A 17,109-nucleotide genomic window follows, 5' to 3' on the forward strand; every position below is an offset into this window, starting at 1 on the left:
CCGCCGGGGCCCCGCCTCGACCCCGTCCCGACACGCGGGAAGCGGCGCGGTCCCCGTGAGCGCGGGACGCCTCTTGTACTGATGTGCGCACGAAGGTTTCCCCCTCTCCAGCCGCCCGAAGGGCAGACCGCGCCATGCCGCCCCGACCTCCCCGCTCCCTCTGGCTCGCCCTCGCCGCGTCGTGCGCGCTGGCCGTCCCCACGCCCCCTGTGTTCGCCCAGTCCGGCGAGCGGGCGCCGGAGTTCGCGGAGCAGGTGCTCTTCGACGCGGCGCGGGACCCGGGCGGCTACGCCTGCTTCCGCATCCCGGCGGTCGTGCGCACGACGGCCGGCACGCTGCTCGCGTTCGCCGAGGGCCGCGTCCTCGACTGCGGGGACGCGGGCGACATCGACATCGTCCTCAAACGCTCCACCGACGGCGGACGTACCTGGGGCCCCCTCCAGGTCGTCAACGACGGCGGCGGCGACACCCACGGCAACCCGGCCCCGGTCGTCGACCGCGGCACCGGCCGGGTCCTCCTGCTGGAGACGTACAACGCGGGCCGCACGGACGCCGGCAACTGCGCGGTGCCCTGTGCCCGCACACCGCACCTTCAGCACAGCGACGACGACGGCCGCACCTGGTCCGCGCCCCGCGACCTGGGCCCCGAGATCCTGCCGCCCGCCTGGAACTCCTGGTACGCCACCGGTCCCGGGCACGGCGTCCAGCTCACCGGCGGCGCCCACCCCGGCCGGCTCGTCGTCGGCGTCAACGCCGAGACCTGGGACGGCGAGCGAAGCGGGACGGGGGTCCCCCCGGCCGGAGGCCGGGGGAGGGTCACCGCCAACCACGCCGCTCTCGTGGTCAGCGACGACGGCGGCGGGCACTGGAGGATCGGCGCCACCGACACCTGGCCCGTCGCCGCCGACGGCACCTTCCAACAGAAGCCCTCCGAACTGACCCTCACCGAGCGTGCCGACGGCGCGCTCCTGGTCAGCGGCCGCGAGGAGCACGGCACCGACCTCGGCCACCGCACCCAGGCCCTCAGCCTCGACGGCGGCGACAGCTTCACCGCGCCCTTCCGCGCCCTGCCCGGCCTCTACGCCCCGCGGGTGCAGGGCGCGCTGCTGCGCATGGACGACCGCGTCCTGCTGTCCGCGCCGGCCGATCCCGACCGCCGCCGGACGATGACGCTGCGCTCCTCCTACGACGGCGGCGCGACCTGGGACGGTGTGGACCGCGGCACGGTCGTCACGCGGGACTGGTCGGGCTACTCGGACCTGGTGGCCGTCGACGACGACACGGTGGGCCTGCTGTACGAGGGCGGGGCGTCCGACGCCCGCGACGAGATCCGCTTCGCCCGCTTCGCCGAGGACTGGCCGGCGCCGCCCCGGCCCGCCGGCCCGACCACCCCCGACCTGGCGCCGGGTGCCGCGCCCGCGACCGTGCTCGGCGGCGCCGGGACGACGGACGGCGCGGTGGGTGGCGCGCTCGCGTTCGACGGCGCCGACGACGCCGTACGGCTGCCGTACGACGGGCGGCTGCCGCTCGGGGACGGCGACTTCACGGCGTCGCTGTGGTTCCGGTACACGGCGGCCGACGGGGAGCAGCCGCTGCTGTGGATGGGCGGCATCGGCACCACCCAGCCCCAGGTGTGGCTGCGCGCCGAGCCCGGCGACGGCCGGGTGCGGGGGCTGATCACCGCGCGCGAGGGCGGGGCGGCCCCGCGTTCGGCCTGGGTGGACACCGACCGGGCGTACGACGACGGGCGGTGGCACCGGCTGGCGCTGCGCCGCGGCGGGGGCCGGCTCACGCTCTTCGTGGACGGTGCGCCGGTGGCCGGCACGGCGGACGTGCCGGGCTCCGTCAGCCGCGATTCGCCCTTCGGGGTGCACATCGGCGAGCGGATGGACGGCCGGGCCCGGTTCACCGGCGCCGTCGACGACGTGCGGGTGTGGAGACGGGCCCTGACCGACGAGGAGATCGCGGCCGGCGCCCCGCCCTCCGCCACCGGGGACACGGTCCTGCACCTGCCCATGGACCGGGTGGACCGGACGGACGCGGGCGGCTGAGCGTCACGGCGCGGGTGCGGACGTTTCAGGCGGAACGGCTGCCGGTGCCGACCGCGGTGCGCGCCGGGGCGGCCGGCTCCTCGGGGGAGACCGCTTCCGGGTCGTGCGACCGCCGCTTGGCGATCACCGCGCAGACCATCAGCTGCATCTGGTGGAAGACCATCAGCGGCAGTACCGCCAGCGAGGCCTGGGCGCCGAACAGGACGCTCGCCATGGGCAGCCCGGCGGCGAGCGACTTCTTGGACCCGGCGAACTGGATCGCGATGCGGTCCTGGCGCCCGAAGCCGAGACCCTTCGCCCCGTACCAGGTCAGCCCCAGCATCACGGCCAGCAGCACCGCCTCGACGGCCAGCAGCCCGGCGAGGCGCGCCGGGCTCACCTGGTGCCAGATGCCCTGGACCATGCCCTCGCTGAACGCCGTGTAGACGACCAGGAGGATCGAGCCCCGGTCGACGAGCCCGAGCACCTTCTTGTGCCGGGCGACGAAGCCCCCGATCCACCGGCGCAGCAGCTGCCCGGCCAGGAACGGCACAAGGAGTTGCAGCACGATCTTCACCACCGAGTCGGCGGAGAACCCGCCCCCGCCGCCGCCCAGGAGGGCCGCGGCCAGCAACGGTGTGACGACGATGCCGACCAGCGAGGAGAAGGACCCGGCGCAGATGGCGGCGGGCACGTTGCCGCGGGCGATGGAGGTGAACGCGATCGAGGACTGGATGGTCGACGGGACCAGGGTGAGGAAGAGCAGGCCCTGGTAGAGGGGGTCGGTCAGGAACACCGGGACCAGGCCGCGCGAGGCGAGTCCCAGCAGCGGGAAGACGACGAAGGTGCAGGCCAGCACGGTGACGTGGAGCCGCCAGTGCCGTACGCCGTCCATCGCCTCACGGGTGGACAGCCGGGCGCCGTAGAGGAAGAAGAGGAACGCGACGGCGCCGGTGGAGGCACCGGAGGCGACGTCCGCGCCCGTGCCGCGGGCCGGCAGTAGCGCCGCGAGGCCCACCGTGCCGAGCAGCAGCAGGATGTACGGGTCGATCGGCATCCAACTCGGCCAACGCAGGCGTTTCACGGTGCTCCACTTGCTCGCTGCTTACTCGTTCTCGCTCGTTCGGGTGGGGTCACGGGTCCCCGCTCCATCGTGCTCCCCCATCCGGCGATCGGGAATCCGGCATACCGCTCTGACTGTCATCACGATCACCGATGACCGCCTCTAGACTGACGGCATGTACGACCCCTCCCACCTGCGTACGTTCCTGTCGGTGGCCCAGACGCTGAGCTTCACGCAGGCCGCCCGGCGGCTCGGGCTGCGCCAGTCGACGGTGAGCCAGCACGTACGTCGGCTCGAGGACGCCACCGGACGGCAGCTGTTCAGCCGGGACACGCACTCCGTGGAACTGACGGAGGACGGGGAGGCGATGCTCGGGTTCGCGCGCCGGATCCTGGAGCTGCACGAGCAGGCGACGGCGTTCTTCACGGGCACCCGGCTGCGCGGGCGGCTGCGGTTCGGGGCGTCCGAGGACTTCGTGCTGACCCGGCTGCCGGAGATCCTGGAGGGCTTCCGGCACGAGCACCCGGAGGTGGACCTGGAGCTGACGGTGGAGCTGTCGGGGACGCTGCACGAGCAGCTGGCGGCCGGGAAGCTGGACCTGGTGCTCGCCAAGCGGCGCCCCGAGGACCCTCGGGGCGAGCCCGTCTGGAGCGACCGGCTGGTGTGGATCGGCGCGCAGCGGCTGCGCCTGGACCCGGACCGCCCGGTGCCGCTCATCGTCTACCCGCCGCCGGGCATCACCCGCGCCCTCGCCCTGGACGCCTTGCAGCGGGAGGGCCGCGAGTGGCGCGTCGCGTGCACCAGCGGCAGCCTGAACGGGCTGATCGCGGCCGCCCGGGCGGGCCTGGGCGTGATGGCGCACTCGCGCGGCCTCGTCCCGCCCGGTCTCGTGCGGGTGCCGGACCGGGCCGGACTGCCCGAGCTGGGCGGCGTCGACTTCGTGCTGGTGCACGGCCGGCGCCGCCCCTCCGCGCAGGGTGCCGCGGACGCGCTGGCGGCGGCGGTCCTGGCGGGCGGCGACCGGCTGCACCGACCTCAGCGGGCGGGCCTCGGATAGGTGAGCTGCTTGACCCGGCGCAGGAAAGGCGACGCCTCCACGTGCCGGACGCCCTCCAGACGGCCGAGCGGACCGCTGAGGTAGGCGTAGAGGTCGGCGGTGCTGCGCACGACCGCGGTGGCGACGATGTTGGACGGGCCCGCGGTGGCGGCGGCGTGGGCGATCTCGTCGTGTGCGGCGAGCGCCTCGCCGACGCGGTGGAGCGCGGCCGGGCTGGTGGTGAGCCACAGCACGGCGGCGGTCGGATATCCGAGGATCTCCGAGTGGTACTCCACGTCGATGTACACGGCGCCGGAGGCGAGCAGCGCGGCCAGGCGGCGTTTGACCGCGGACTCGGAGCGGCCGGTGGCGCGTTGGAGTTCGGGATACCCGGCGCGCCCGTCGCGTTCCAGGACGTCGAGCAGCGGCTCGTCCTCGGGGTCGATGCGGGCCGGGCCGGCCGGTCGCGGGCCGGTCTCCGGCCGCAGCGCCGCGACCTGGTCGTCGCCGAGCACACCGAACTTGCGGAGCCAGCCGCTGGGTCCGCCGTAGAAGCGGTGCAGGATCTGGTGGGCGTGGATCTCGAGGACCCGCGGGGTGCGCGGCAGCTTGCCGAGGAGCAGGTCGTCCCGGTCGCCCGGGCTGCGCGGCCGGGTGCCGAAGATGACCTCGGTGCCGCCCGCGGCCAGTCCGATCCAGTTGGTGTCGGGCCGTTTGGCGAGGGCGTCCGCGATGGCGAGCGCGCTGTCGGGGACGCAGCGCAGCCGCAGCGTCCAGTGGTCCTGGGCGAGCGCCGCGGGGTCCCGGACGCCGACCACCCGCAGTCCGCCCTCGGCGCAGAGCCTGCGGTAGCGGCGGGCGACGGTCTGGTCGGAGACGCCGAGTACGGCACCGATGCGGCTGAAGGAGGCGCGGCCGTTCACCTCCAGCGCGTCCAGGACGCGCAGGTCGAGTTCGTCGAAGGTGTCGGATTCCATCCGCAACGCGGTCTCTCCCATCGGGTTCCGTCACCTGTGCGCCGGCAACGGGGTCGTTCGGTCGGCACCGGGTCATCGTACGGAGGCACAGACACTCGTAGCACACAGGAAGAAGACGGAACATGCGTACATGGGGGCCGCTCACGGCGGTGTGCCTGGGGACGTTCATGCTGCTCCTCGACGTGACGATCGCGGTCGTCGCGCTGCCGGACATGGCCAGGGGGCTGCACGCGTCGCTGAGCGATCTGCAGTGGGTGATGGACGGGTACGCGCTGGCGCTGGCCGCGCTGCTGCTGGGTCTCGGCGCGGCGGCCGACGTCCTGGGCCGGCGCCGGGTGCACGTGGCGGGCGTGGGGCTGTTCGCGGTGGCGTCGCTACTGTGCGGGCTGGCGAGCGGGCCGGGGATGCTGGTCGCCGCGCGTGGGCTCCAGGGCGTGGGCGCGGCGGCGATGTTCGCCACCACGCTGCCGCTGCTCGGCTCGGTCTACCAGGGGCGCCGGCGGTCGATGGCGCTCGGGGTGTGGGGTGCGGTCAGCGGCGCGGCGGCGGCCGTCGGCCCGGTGCTGGGCGGGCTGCTCACCGACGGTCCGGGCTGGCGGTGGATCTTCTGGGTGAACCTGCCGGTGAGCGTGGCGGCGGTCTGGCTGACGCTGCGCGTGGTTCCGGAGTCGCGCGGGGCGGCCGGGCGCCGCGTGGACTGGGCGGGTACGGCGACCTTCGCGGCGTTCGCCGGGGCGCTGACGTACGGGGCGGTGCGGGCCGGGTCGCACGGCTGGGCGGAGGGCGGCACGCTCGCCTCCTTCGTGCTCGCGGTGGCGGCGCTGGGTGCGTTCGTCGCCGTGGAGCGCCGGGTCGCCGATCCGCTGCTCGACCCGCGGCTGTTCCTGCGGCCCGCGTTCTCGGGCGTGATGCTGGGCGGCCTGGCCTTCAACGCGGCGGCGTTCGGCGTGATGGCGTACACCTCCATATGGCTTCAGACGCTGCTGGGGATGAGCCCGGTGCGGGGCGGCCTGGTCTTCGTGTGGCTGTCGCTGGCGTCGTTCGTGGTGGCCGCGGCCGGCGGGCGGCTGCTGCACGGGGTGCCGGCGCGGCTGACCATCGGGGGCGGGCTGCTGCTGATCGCGGCGGGCCAGTTCTGCATGGCCTTCCTGGACGCGGGTTCCAGTGCGTCGGCCCTGGTGCCGGGGCTGCTCCTGGTGGGCGTCGGGACCGGTCTGGTCTCGCCCGGCATCGCGGGCGCGGCGCTGGCGGCGGTCCCGGCGGAGCGGGCCGGTATGGCCGGGGGCGCGGTCAACACCTTCCGGCAGCTCGGGTACGCGCTCGGCATCGCCGTGTTCGGCACGGTGCTGACCTCGCGGATGGCGGACACGCTGCCGCACGACGCGGCGCACGGTCTCGCGGGCGGCGCGGCGGGGGCCCTGCGGGGGGTGTTCGGCGAGCACGCGCTGCGAGCCGCGTTCGCCTCCGGGCTGAACGCGGCGGCGGTGGCGGCCGGCGCGGTCGCGGCGGTCGCCGGGGTGCTGGTGCTCGTGCTGGTGCGGGCCGACCGGGGCGCCCGGGACTCCGGTGTGACGGATTCCGCGCCGCCCGCGCTGAAGGAGGAAGAGGCCGCTCCGGCAGCTCCGTACCGGCGGTAAGCGGGTCGTACAGATTCGGTGGAGATTAGGGCACCGAAACTTGCCCAACCGTCAGGAATCTGTCCGACCACTCCCCATGTGAGCGCATTTCCTCTCGCTAACCAGCGCGAACTTGAGCCCTGTTCGATTTTGACGCCCCTCCCGTCCTCGCGCCGGGTGGGGTAGCTTTCACCGCGCTGTGCGGGGGGCGTCATCGAAAAGCGGGGATCGAAAAGCGGGGAGCGGGGTTTGCGCGAGTTCACCAGTCCTCCGGTGACGTTGGCCCCACCCGTGGGCGGTCTGGCCGACGTCGTCTTCGAGTATGCCCAGGAGGATCCCCGGCACATCGCGCTCGGCCGCAAGGACGACGCCGGGCAGTGGCGGGACGTCACCGCCGGCGCCTTCCGCGACGAGGTGCTGGCCCTCGCCAAGGGGCTCCTCGCCCAGGGCATCCGCTTCGGCGACCGGGTCGCCATCATGTCCCGCACCCGCTACGAGTGGACCCTGTTCGACTTCGCCCTGTGGACGATCGGCGCCCAGGTGGTGCCCGTCTACCCGACCTCCTCGGCCGAGCAGTGCATGTGGATGCTGTACGACGCCGAGGTGACGGCGGCGGTCGTGGAGCACGAGGACCACGCCATGACGATCGCCACGGTCATCGACCGGCTGCCGCACCTGCGCGGTCTGTGGCAGCTGGACTCCGGAGCCGTGCAGGAGCTGTACGACGCGGGCGCGCACCTCGACGACGAGGTGGTGCACCGGCACCGCAAGGCGGTCACGCCGGAGTCGGTCGCCACCGTCATCTACACCTCGGGCACCACCGGCCGCCCCAAGGGCTGCGTCCTGACCCACGGCAACTTCATGTACGAGGCGGACACCGTCATCGAGCGCTGGGAGCCGGTGTTCCACTCCAAGCGGGGCGACGAGGCGGCGACCCTGCTGTTCCTGCCGCTCGCGCACGTCTTCGGGCGGATGGTGGAGATCGCGGCGATCCGCGGCCGGGTCCGCTTCGGCCACCAGCCGCAGCTCAACGCCGCGGCCCTGCTGCCCGACCTGGCGGCCTTCCGGCCGACCTTCATCCTGGCGGTGCCCTACATCTTCGAGAAGGTGTTCAACGCCGCGCGGCGCAAGGCCGAGAAGGAGGGGAAGGCCGGTCCGTTCGAGAAGGCCGTCGACGTGGCCGTGAAGTACGCGGAGGCGGTGGAGGCGAAGGCCTGGGGCACCGGGCCGGGCCCCTCGGCGGGGCTGCGGATGCAGCACCAGTTCTTCGACAAGGTCGTCTACTCCAAGGTGCGGGCCGCGATGGGCGGGCGGATCCGCAATGCCATGTCGGGCGGCTCGGCGATGGACCGGCGGCTCGGGCTGTTCTTCGCGGGCGCGGGCGTCCAGATCTACGAGGGCTACGGGCTGACCGAGTCCACGGCGGCCGCCACCGCCAACCCGCCCGAGCGCACCCGCTACGGCACCGTCGGGCAGCCGGTACCGGGCGTCACCGTGCACATCGCGGACGACGGCGAGATCTGGCTGAACGGCCACAACGTCTTCGAGGGCTACCTGAACAACCCGAAGGCCACCGACGAGACCCTGCACGACGGCTTGCTGGCCACCGGTGACCTGGGCTCCCTGGACGAGGACGGCTACCTCACCATCACCGGCCGCAAGAAGGAGATCCTGGTGACCTCCGGCGGCAAGAGCGTCTCCCCCGGTCTGCTGGAGGAACGGGTGCGCGACCACCCCCTGGTCAACCAGTGCATCGTCGTCGGCAACGACCGCCCCTACGTCGCCGCCCTCATCACCCTCGACCAGGAGGCGGTCGAGCACTGGCTGACGATGCGCAACAAGCCGCAGATGGCCCCGGCCGACCTGGTGCACGACGCCGACCTGGAGACGGAGGTGCGGCGCGCGGTGGTCGCCGCCAACACGCTGGTGTCGCAGGCCGAGTCGATCCGCACCTTCCGCATCCTCGCCCAGCCCTTCACCGAGGAGCACGGGCTGCTGACGCCCTCCCTCAAGCTGAAACGCAAGGCCATCGAGAACGCCTACGGCACCGAGGTCGAGGCACTGTACCGAGCGTGAGTTCCACGGTCAGGAATGCGCGGGGGCTCGTGATCGTTGACGATATGAGTACCACCTGACCACAACCGAAGGATCAAGAGCTCGTGAGCAGCAAGGTCCCCCCGATCATCCTGAACAACGGCGTCGAGATGCCCCAGCTGGGCTTCGGCGTCTGGCAGGTGCCGGACGACGAGGCCGAGACGGCCGTCGCCCAGGCGCTGGAGGCCGGGTACCGCAGCATCGACACAGCGGCGATCTACGGCAATGAAGAGGGCACCGGCCGGGCGGTCGCCGCCTCCGGTCTGGCCCGCGAGGATCTCTTCGTCACCACCAAGCTCTGGAACAGCGACCAGGGGTACGACTCCACGCTCCGCGCCTTCGACACCTCGCTGGCGAAGCTCGGCCTGGAGTACCTCGACCTCTACCTGATCCACTGGCCCACGCCGGCCAGGGACATGTACGTCGACACCTACAAGGCGCTCGAGAAGCTGCTCGCCGACGGGCGGGTCCGCGCCGTCGGCGTGTCCAACTTCCTGCCGGAGCACCTGGAGCGGCTGACCGCCGAGACCTCGGTGATCCCGGCCGTCAACCAGATCGAGCTGCACCCCCACCTCCAGCAGCACGCCGCCCGCGAGCTGCACGCTGAGCAGGGCATCGCCACCGAGGCCTGGTCCCCGCTCGGCTCCGGCAAGGGCATCCTGGACATCCCCGCGATCGTCGCCATCGCCCAGAAGCACGGGCGCACCCCGGCGCAGGTCGTGCTGCGCTGGCACCTCCAGCTGGGCAACGTGGTGATCCCGAAGTCGGTGACGCCGTCCCGGATCAAGGAGAACATCGACGTGTTCGGTTTCGCCCTGGACACCGAGGACCTCGCGGCGATCAGCGCGCTGAACGAGGACCGCCGGCTGGGCCCGGACCCGGCAAACGTCAACTCCTGAGCGGTACGCGCAGAGGGAAGGGGCCCGGCGGCACGTGCCGCCGGGCCCCTTCCCTCTGTTCAGTTGGGCTGTCCCAGCGGCCGTACGACCACGGTGTTGACGTCGACCCCGGCGGGCTGGGTCATGGCCCAGACGACCGAGTCGGCGATCTGGCCGGCGGTGAGCAGCTCGCCGGGCGGCAGGCCGCCGGTGCCGTCCCAGAAGGGGGTCTCCACGCGGCCGGGCGCGATCAGGGTCACGCCCACGCCCCACTGCGTCACCTCGCGCCGGGTGTTCTCGGCGAGCCCGGTCACCGCCCTCCCCCACTCTCGGCTGCGCTCGAGCGGGCGGTGCCCCCATGGTGGCGCCGTAGATGTTGCCCGGCGTGTTCACGAAGCCCGCGACGCTGCCCACCAGCACGATCCGCCCGCGGGTCTCCTTGAGCGCGTCGATGGAGGCCCTGATCAGCAGGGCCGGACCGAGCACGTTGGTCAGCACCATCTCGGACCAGCCCGCCGGGTCGCCCTCGGCGACCGAGTCGTGGGTGGCGAAGCCGGCGTTGGCGACGACCGTGTCGAGGCGGCCGAACTCCTTCAGCGTGGTCTCGACGGCGTCGGCCACCTGGGCGTGCTCGGCGGCGCTGCCCCGGATCGTCAGCAGGTTCGCCGGGTCGCCGAGTTCCTCGGCGAACGCCCGCAGTCTCGCCTCCCCGCGTCCCGTGACGGCCACCCGCTGCCCGGCGTCCAGCAGCCGCCGGGCGACAGCGGCTCCGATGCCTCCCCCAGCTCTCGGCTTCGCTCGAGCCGGGGGGACCCCCATCGCCACCGGTGATCAGCGTGACCGGTGTGTCGGTCATGGTTCCCCCTGCTTCCGTTCCTGCGTCTCTCACGGACAGCGGGGAGTCCATCACTTGGAGCGCTCTCGAAGTCAAGGGCCGGACTCAGACCGGCCGCACCGCCGTGTACACGGTGTGCGCCACCAGCACGAACAGGTCCTGGCGGCGGTGCACGCCCGCCTCGTCCGCGGGGTCGAGCAGCCGGTCCAGGGTGGCGAGGTCGTCGGCGTCGAGCCGCTCGCCGATGCGCTCGCGCAGCCGGGACAGTGACGTGGTGACGTAGTCGCGGGCCGCCTCGGAGACGGGTGCGGGCAGGTCGAGCAGGAAGCTGCGGGTGCCGGTGTGCTTCAGGCCGGCGGTGGTCAGCATCGCGGGCCAGTCCTCGGTCTCGGCCACGGAGTCCGGCAGGTCCGCGCGCATCTCGGCGAACGCGTCCTCCTCCACGGCGCGGATCCTGGCCTGGAGGCCGGGGCGTCCGAAGCCGATGTCGCGGGGCAGGAACCGGGCCGGCAGTCCGCCCTCCAGGATCGCCAGGGTGCCACCGGGGGCGAGGTGACCGCCGAGGGCGGCGAGGGCGGCGCGCTGGTCGGGGAGGTGGTGCAGGCTCTGACTGGCCCACATCAGGTCGGCGGGGTAGTCCAGGTCGGCCAGTGCGGCGGGCAGGTCCCCGGCGAGGGTGCCGAAGCGGTCGCCGAACCCGAGCCGCTCGGCACGGGCATGGGCCCGTTCGAGGAGCGGGGCGGCCCCGTCGGCGGCGACGACTCGGGCGCCCGGGAAGGTCTCGGCGAACAGGCAGGAGACGACGCCGGGTCCGCTTCCGACGTCGACGACCAGGCCGGGATCGGTCACCTCCCGGGCCAGCCAGGCCATGGCCTGCCGGTACAGCGGCGTGTACAGCTCGGCCTGCGCCTCGAGGTGCGGGGCCATCTCGGCCCAGTCGATGTCGCCGTGGTCGTGCGGGGCGTGGTGGTCGCCGTGCTCGTGGTCGTTGTGGTGGTCGTGGTGGTCGTGCGCCATGCTGGCAGCCTCCCGTTCGCGGTGCCGTCAGGGTGCGACGACTCGCCGCCGGGGGCAACCGTTGTTGCCGCTCCCGCAAAAAAGCCGCGAAGCCCGCCGGGGCCCGGCGCGCAAGGACCGGGCCCCGACGGCTCACCCGCGCGTCAGGCGCGGGAACCCGCTCACGACAGGGGCGGGTAGGCGTTCTTCATGAGCTCCTGGAACTGCGCGGAGAACCAGGCCCCGGAGATCGGGGCGTCGGGCAGGGCACCCGACATGCTGTTGCCGTTGCGCGGGTTGCCCGTGTAGGTGGGGTCGCACATCCGGTCGAAGCCCTTGCCGTCCGGGTTCTCGATCAGCTTGCTGGAGCCGTCGGACTCGCCCGGGGGCTTCATCCACACGTACGCGTCGATCCCGTCGGCGGGGCTGGCCTGCGGGCGTTCACCGAGGCCGGCTCCGGACTGGTTGCACCAGTTGCCGGGGTGGATGCGGCGGTCGTAGCGTCCGCCGTCCACGTAGGTGTTCACGTCGGTCGTCGCGCCCGGTCCGGTGGGCCGGTCGGCGCCGCCCCAGCCGTTGCGGGAGGTGTCGATCAGCATGCCGAGGTTGCTGTCGAAGCCGAGCGAGACCAGCTTGTCGCGCATGGCCTGGGCGTAGGACAGCTCGTCGGTGTACTGGTTCCAGTCGACCCAGTCGGACTGGCGCACGGAGGTCCCGTTCACCGAGTCCGTGATCTTGAAGTTCTCCTCCTTCAGGGCGCTGTAGTTGGCGGTGTTGACGATGAAGCCGTGCACGTCGTCGAGGGTCGCCCCCTCGGTGGTGGCGGCGGTCTTGAACATCTCGGCGGAGGGGCCGAAGTTGCTGTCCCAGCCGAGCCAGCCGTGGTGGCCGGCGTCGACGTAGTTGTAGACGTTGCCGGCGTCGCCGAGCTTGTTCAGGGCGTAGCCGACGCCCTTCTGGTAGTTGCCGTTGGCCTTCATCACGTCGCAGTTCTCCGTGACGGTCGGCCGCCCGGTGACGTTGGTGATCAGGTTGGGCAGCGAGTCGATCTCGACCGTGGTGACGATCCGGAGGTCCGCGTACTTCGAGTCGGCGAGGATCTCGGCGATCGGGTCGATGTACTCGGTCTTGTACCGGTCGATCTCGGTCGGGCCCAGTTCGCCGTTGGAGGCGAGGGCGGAGCAGTCGCGTCCCGGCAGGTTGTAGATGACCAGCTGGACCACCATCTCGCCGGAGCCCTTCTGCTCCAGCGCGGCGTCCAGGTGGTCGCGCAGGCCCATGCCGCCGTTGGCGCCCTCGATGGCGGCGATCCGGTCGAGCCACACCCCGGTCGGCTCGTCGGCGATGCGGTCGCCGCCGGGCTCGGCGGCGGCGTTGGCCGACCACTCGGGGTTCACGTAGACCTGGGCGCCGTCGTAGGGGTTGTCCACCCGGTCGCCGGGGCCGGTGGGGTCGGTCGGCGGGTCGGTCGGATCGGTGGGCGGGTCCGTCGGGTCGGTCCCGCCGTCGACGTTGCAGGTCACCCCGTTGAGGGTGAAGGTGGCCGGGATCGCGTTGCTGCCGCTGTAGGTGCCCTGGAAGCCGAAGCTCGCAGAGCCGCCGGTGGAGAGCGTTCCGTTGTACGACTCGTTGGCCGCGGTGACGGCGGCGCCGCTCTGACTGACCTTCGCGTTCCAGCTGTTGGTGACCTTCTGGCTGCCGGCGTACGTCCATCCCAGCGACCAGCTGGACGTGGCGGCACCGTTGTTGGTGACGGTCACGGCAGCGGTGAATCCGCTCCCCCAGTCGTTCTGCACCTGGTAGTCGACGGTGCAGGCGGCGGCCGCGGCTCCGGCGCTCGCGGAGTGTGCGGCCAGTGCCGTGCCGGAGGCGCCGGCGACCAGGGTCAGGGCGGCGAGCATCGCGGTTCTGGTACGGGTCATGAGTGCGGGTTCCTTCTTTCGTGGGGGTGCTGCTGTCGTCCGGGGCCGCGCGTCCCTCGGCGCGGCCCGCTGCCGATCGGCATGGGGGTGCCGTCGTGATGGGAGGTCAGGAACGGCCCGCGGGCACGGCGGAACCGGCCGCGGGGTGAGCGATCCGGCACACGGGCCGGCAAGGCGTCGGACATGTAGCGGCCACGGCTGCGGCAACGGCTAAAAGTCCTGAACGCGGAGGGTGGAGCGGGGGGTGGCGCATGAGCGACTCCTTGCAGTTCGGGCGCGTCGTGACGGACGCGTCGACTGGTGGAACCGCTCCCACTGGTGCAGCGAAGGTAGCGCCAAGTGACGGCAAAGAACAGAGGAGTTACCGACTTTCTGCCGGTCGGACCCGTCGAATCTTTTCGACTCTCCACACATCTTGACCGCACAAGGCGCTCTCCCCACTATGGGAGCGCTCCCACTGGTTCAAGGCTTGTTGCTCCTCCCCCACTCCCCCTCCCCGAGCCGCAAGGAGGAACCAGCACCATGCACTCCGGACACAGACCCAGACGCCGCACCGCGCGGCGATGGTGGACCGCCGCTCTGGCGGCCCTCGCACTTCCCCTCACGATGCTGGGCACAGGTTCGACTCCCGCCCAGGCGGCCGCACTTCAGTGCAGCGTGGACTACAAGACCAACGACTGGGGCTCCGGTTTCACCGCCGAGCTGACGCTGACCAACCGGGGCTCCGACGCCATCGACGGCTGGACGCTGACGTACTCCTACGCCGGCGACCAGAAGCTGTCCAACGGCTGGAACGGCACCTGGTCGCAGTCCGGCAAGAACGTCACCGTGAAGAACGCGCCGTACAACGCGCGGATCGCCGCCGGGGCCGCCGTCTCCACCGGCGGACAGTTCACGTACAGCGGCAGCAACGCCGCCCCGGCGGACTTCGCGGTCAACGGCACCACCTGCACGGGTGCGCACCAGCCGCCGATCACCGTGCTGACCAGCCCGGAGGCGGGCGCGGTGTACTCACAGGGCGAGGCGGTGCCGCTGGCGGCCACGGCGGCCGCGGCCGACGGCGCCACCATCAGCAAGGTGGAGTTCTACGACGACACCACCCTGCTGGGCACCGACACCAGTTCGCCCTACACGCACTCCGCCTCTGGCTTGACCGTGGGCAGTCATTCCCTGGTCGCGAAGGCGTACGACAGCACGGGCGCCTCCGCGAACTCGACGCCGGTCGGCGTCACGGTGGCCGCGGGACCGACCGTGGTCGCTTCTCCGGGTCAACTGGGCGTCCAGCAGGGCGAGTCGGGCACCTACGAGGTCAAGCTCTCGGAGCAGCCGACGGCGGACGTGACCGTCACGACCGCCCGCGCGAGCGGCAACACGGGCCTGACCCTGGCCGGTGGCGCGAGCCTCACCTTCACGCCGTCGAACTGGGACACCGCCCAGGAGGTGACCGTCTCGGCGGACGCCTCCGGCAGCGGCTCGGCGGTCTTCGAGTCGACGGCCCCCGGCCACGGCAAGGCCGCGGTCACCGTGACCCAGCTGGCGGCGGCGAAGGACTACGACGCCCGATTCCTCGAGCTGTACGGCAAGATCACCGACCCGGCGAACGGCTACTTCTCGCCGGAGGGCATCCCGTACCACTCGGTCGAGACGCTGATCGTCGAGGCGCCCGACCACGGCCACGAGACCACGTCGGAGGCGTACAGCTATCTGCTGTGGCTCCAGGCCATGTACGGCAAGGTGACCGGCGACTGGGCGAAGTTCAACAACGCCTGGGAGATCATGGAGACGTACATGATCCCCACCCACGCCGACCAGCCGACGAACTCCTCCTACAACGCCTCCAAGCCGGCCACCTACGCGCCCGAGCTGGACACGCCGAACGAGTACCCGGCGCCGCTGGACGGCACCGTGTCGGTGGGGTCGGACCCGATCGCCGGTGAGCTGAAGTCGGCGTACGGCACGGACGACGTCTACGGCATGCACTGGCTCCAGGACGTCGACAACACCTACGGCTACGGCAACTCGCCCGGCAACTGCGAGGCGGGTCCCTCCGACACCGGCCCGTCCTACATCAACACCTTCCAGCGCGGCGCGCAGGAATCGGTGTGGGAGACGGTGCCGCAGCCGACCTGCGACGCCTTCAAGTACGGCGGAAAGAACGGCTACCTGGACCTGTTCACCGGTGACGCCTCCTACGCCAAGCAGTGGAAGTTCACCAACGCCCCGGACGCCGACGCGCGCGCCGTGCAGGCCGCGTACTGGGCGGACATCTGGGCCGGGGAGCAGGGCAAGAGCGACGAGATCTCCGCGACCCTGGACAAGGCCGCGAAGATGGGCGACTACCTGCGCTACGCCATGTTCGACAAGTACTTCAAGAAGGTCGGCGACTGCGTCGGGCCGTCGGCCTGCCCGGCGGGCACCGGCAAGGACTCCTCGATGTACCTGCTGTCCTGGTACTACGCCTGGGGCGGCGCGGTGGACACCTCGGCGGGCTGGGCCTGGCGCATCGGCTCCAGCCACACCCACGGCGGCTACCAGAACCCGCTGGCCGCGTACGCGCTGAGCACCGACCCCGACCTCAAGCCGAAGTCGGCGACCGGCCAGTCCGACTGGGCCAAGTCCCTGGACCGGCAGGTGGAGTTCTACCGCTGGCTCCAGTCCGACGAGGGTGCCATCGCGGGCGGCGCGACCAACAGCTGGGCGGGCCGGTACGCGACGCCGCCGGCCGGTACGCCGACCTTCTACGGCATGTTCTACGACGAGAAGCCGGTGTACCACGACCCGCCGTCCAACCAGTGGTTCGGCTTCCAGGCGTGGTCCATGGAGCGGGTCGCCGAGTACTACCAGCAGAGCGGTGACGCCGACGCCAAGGCGGTCCTGGACAAGTGGGTCGACTGGGCCCTGTCGGAGACCACGGTGAACCCGGACGGCACCTTCCTGATGCCGTCGACGCTCCAGTGGTCGGGACAGCCCGACACCTGGAACGCCTCGTCCCCGGGTGACAACGGCGACCTGCACGTCACGGTCGCGGACTACACCAACGACGTCGGTGTGGCGGCGGCGTACGCCAAGACCCTGACTTACTACGCCGACCGCTCGGGCGACACCGAGGCGGCCTCGACCGCCAAGGCGCTGCTCGACGGCATGTGGGAGAACAACCAGGACGCGCTCGGCATCGCCGTTCCGGAGACCCGCGCCGACTACAACCGCTTCGACGACGGGATCTACGTCCCGAGCGGCTGGAGCGGCACCATGCCGAACGGCGACACGATCGACGAGTCGTCGACCTTCGCCTCGATCCGTTCCTTCTACCAGGACGACCCGGCCTGGTCGAAGATCGAGAGCTACCTCCAGGGCGGTGCCGCGCCCACGTTCACGTACCACCGGTTCTGGGCCCAGGCGGACATAGCCCTCGCCATGGGTTCGTACGCGGAGCTACTGGAATAGCCCCCGCGAAGCGCTCCGCGGGTCGGGCGGTTCGTTTTCGGCTGCCGGCCGTGTGTGGCTGGTCGCGCAGTTCCCCGCGCCCCTTGCAGGGGCGTGGTGAGCACCGCTTCCTTCCTCGGGGCGCTTGACGGCTCCGTGTACTCGGTCTCGTCACCGGACGACGGGACCAACCGACCGGGCGGCCCCTGCCCACGCCTGGGCCGCCCGGTCCTCGCATG

Annotated in this window: 10 protein-coding genes and 1 pseudogene; 6 read left to right on the top strand and 5 right to left on the bottom strand. The window is 72.0% G+C overall.

What is annotated here, in order from left to right; translation table 11 throughout:
- Positions 1–134: 134 nt before the first annotated feature.
- The gene (locus tag Sco07f_RS20940; protein WP_108988759.1) at positions 135–2,051 is read left to right on the top strand and encodes an exo-alpha-sialidase; all 1,917 of its coding nucleotides are present in this window, start codon (positions 135–137) and stop codon (positions 2,049–2,051) included.
- A 25-nt stretch (positions 2,052–2,076) separates the two neighbouring features.
- On the opposite strand, the gene Sco07f_RS20945 is transcribed toward Sco07f_RS20940, so the two are convergent.
- Positions 2,077–3,087, bottom strand: coding sequence for a bile acid:sodium symporter family protein (locus Sco07f_RS20945; protein WP_174855397.1), 1,011 nt, complete (start codon positions 3,085–3,087; stop codon positions 2,077–2,079).
- 181 nt (positions 3,088–3,268) lie between these two features.
- On the opposite strand from Sco07f_RS20945, the gene Sco07f_RS20950 reads away from it, so the two are divergent.
- Positions 3,269–4,150, top strand: a complete 882-nt coding sequence (locus Sco07f_RS20950) for a LysR substrate-binding domain-containing protein (RefSeq protein ID WP_007388971.1) — start codon at positions 3,269–3,271, stop codon at positions 4,148–4,150.
- On the opposite strand, the gene Sco07f_RS20955 is transcribed toward Sco07f_RS20950, so the two are convergent.
- Positions 4,129–5,127: an Lrp/AsnC family transcriptional regulator gene (locus tag Sco07f_RS20955; protein ID WP_007388972.1), complete on the bottom strand. Its 999-nt coding sequence runs from the start codon at positions 5,125–5,127 to the stop codon at positions 4,129–4,131. The genes Sco07f_RS20950 and Sco07f_RS20955 overlap by 22 nt on opposite strands.
- Positions 5,128–5,228: 101 nt before the next feature.
- Between Sco07f_RS20955 and Sco07f_RS20960 the strand changes: the two genes are divergently transcribed.
- The 3 genes from Sco07f_RS20960 to Sco07f_RS20970 all read left to right on the top strand — a co-directional run bounded on the left by Sco07f_RS20960 (position 5,229) and on the right by Sco07f_RS20970 (position 9,715).
- Positions 5,229–6,743 carry an MFS transporter gene (locus Sco07f_RS20960; protein WP_108988761.1) on the top strand — a complete coding sequence of 505 codons (1,515 nt, stop codon included), beginning with the start codon at positions 5,229–5,231 and terminating at the stop codon, positions 6,741–6,743.
- A 228-nt stretch (positions 6,744–6,971) separates the two neighbouring features.
- Positions 6,972–8,798 carry an AMP-dependent synthetase/ligase gene (locus tag Sco07f_RS20965; protein WP_108988762.1) on the top strand — a complete coding sequence of 609 codons (1,827 nt, stop codon included), beginning with the start codon at positions 6,972–6,974 and terminating at the stop codon, positions 8,796–8,798.
- Positions 8,799–8,881: 83 nt separating this feature from the next.
- On the top strand, positions 8,882–9,715 hold the full coding sequence (locus Sco07f_RS20970; RefSeq protein WP_108988763.1) for an aldo/keto reductase: 834 nt from the start codon (positions 8,882–8,884) through the stop codon (positions 9,713–9,715).
- Positions 9,716–9,774: 59 nt separating this feature from the next.
- Here the strand turns inward: Sco07f_RS20970 and Sco07f_RS20975 are convergent.
- The 3 genes and pseudogenes from Sco07f_RS20975 to Sco07f_RS20985 all read right to left on the bottom strand — a co-directional run bounded on the left by Sco07f_RS20975 (position 9,775) and on the right by Sco07f_RS20985 (position 13,447).
- A pseudogene (locus Sco07f_RS20975) lies at positions 9,775–10,550 on the bottom strand (SDR family oxidoreductase).
- An 84-nt stretch (positions 10,551–10,634) separates the two neighbouring features.
- Positions 10,635–11,546, bottom strand: coding sequence for a class I SAM-dependent methyltransferase (locus Sco07f_RS20980; RefSeq protein ID WP_108988764.1), 912 nt, complete (start codon positions 11,544–11,546; stop codon positions 10,635–10,637).
- A gap of 161 nt (positions 11,547–11,707) precedes the next feature.
- Positions 11,708–13,447: a cellulose 1,4-beta-cellobiosidase gene (locus Sco07f_RS20985; protein ID WP_087788839.1), complete on the bottom strand. Its 1,740-nt coding sequence runs from the start codon at positions 13,445–13,447 to the stop codon at positions 11,708–11,710.
- Between the two features lie 522 nt (positions 13,448–13,969).
- Between Sco07f_RS20985 and Sco07f_RS20995 the strand changes: the two genes are divergently transcribed.
- Positions 13,970–16,891, top strand: coding sequence for a glycoside hydrolase family 48 protein (locus tag Sco07f_RS20995; RefSeq protein WP_108988765.1), 2,922 nt, complete (start codon positions 13,970–13,972; stop codon positions 16,889–16,891).
- Positions 16,892–17,109 lie beyond the last annotated feature (218 nt).

It is taken from the genome of Streptomyces coelicoflavus (assembly GCF_003112555.1).
GTDB lineage: Bacteria > Actinomycetota > Actinomycetes > Streptomycetales > Streptomycetaceae > Streptomyces > Streptomyces coelicoflavus.

Excerpts from the sequence above, each read along its gene's own strand:
- Sco07f_RS20940 (WP_108988759.1), top strand. The coding sequence starts at position 135 with ATGCCGCCCCGACCTCCCCGCTCCCTCTGGCTCGCCCTCGCCGCGTCG.
- Sco07f_RS20945 (WP_174855397.1), bottom strand. The coding sequence starts at position 3,087 with ATGCCGATCGACCCGTACATCCTGCTGCTGCTCGGCACGGTGGGCCTC.
- Sco07f_RS20960 (WP_108988761.1), top strand. The coding sequence starts at position 5,229 with ATGCGTACATGGGGGCCGCTCACGGCGGTGTGCCTGGGGACGTTCATG.
- Sco07f_RS20995 (WP_108988765.1), top strand. The coding sequence starts at position 13,970 with ATGCACTCCGGACACAGACCCAGACGCCGCACCGCGCGGCGATGGTGG.
- Sco07f_RS20985 (WP_087788839.1), bottom strand. The coding sequence starts at position 13,447 with ATGACCCGTACCAGAACCGCGATGCTCGCCGCCCTGACCCTGGTCGCC.
- Sco07f_RS20980 (WP_108988764.1), bottom strand. The coding sequence starts at position 11,546 with ATGGCGCACGACCACCACGACCACCACAACGACCACGAGCACGGCGAC.
- Sco07f_RS20950 (WP_007388971.1), top strand. The coding sequence starts at position 3,269 with ATGTACGACCCCTCCCACCTGCGTACGTTCCTGTCGGTGGCCCAGACG.
- Sco07f_RS20955 (WP_007388972.1), bottom strand. The coding sequence starts at position 5,127 with ATGGGAGAGACCGCGTTGCGGATGGAATCCGACACCTTCGACGAACTC.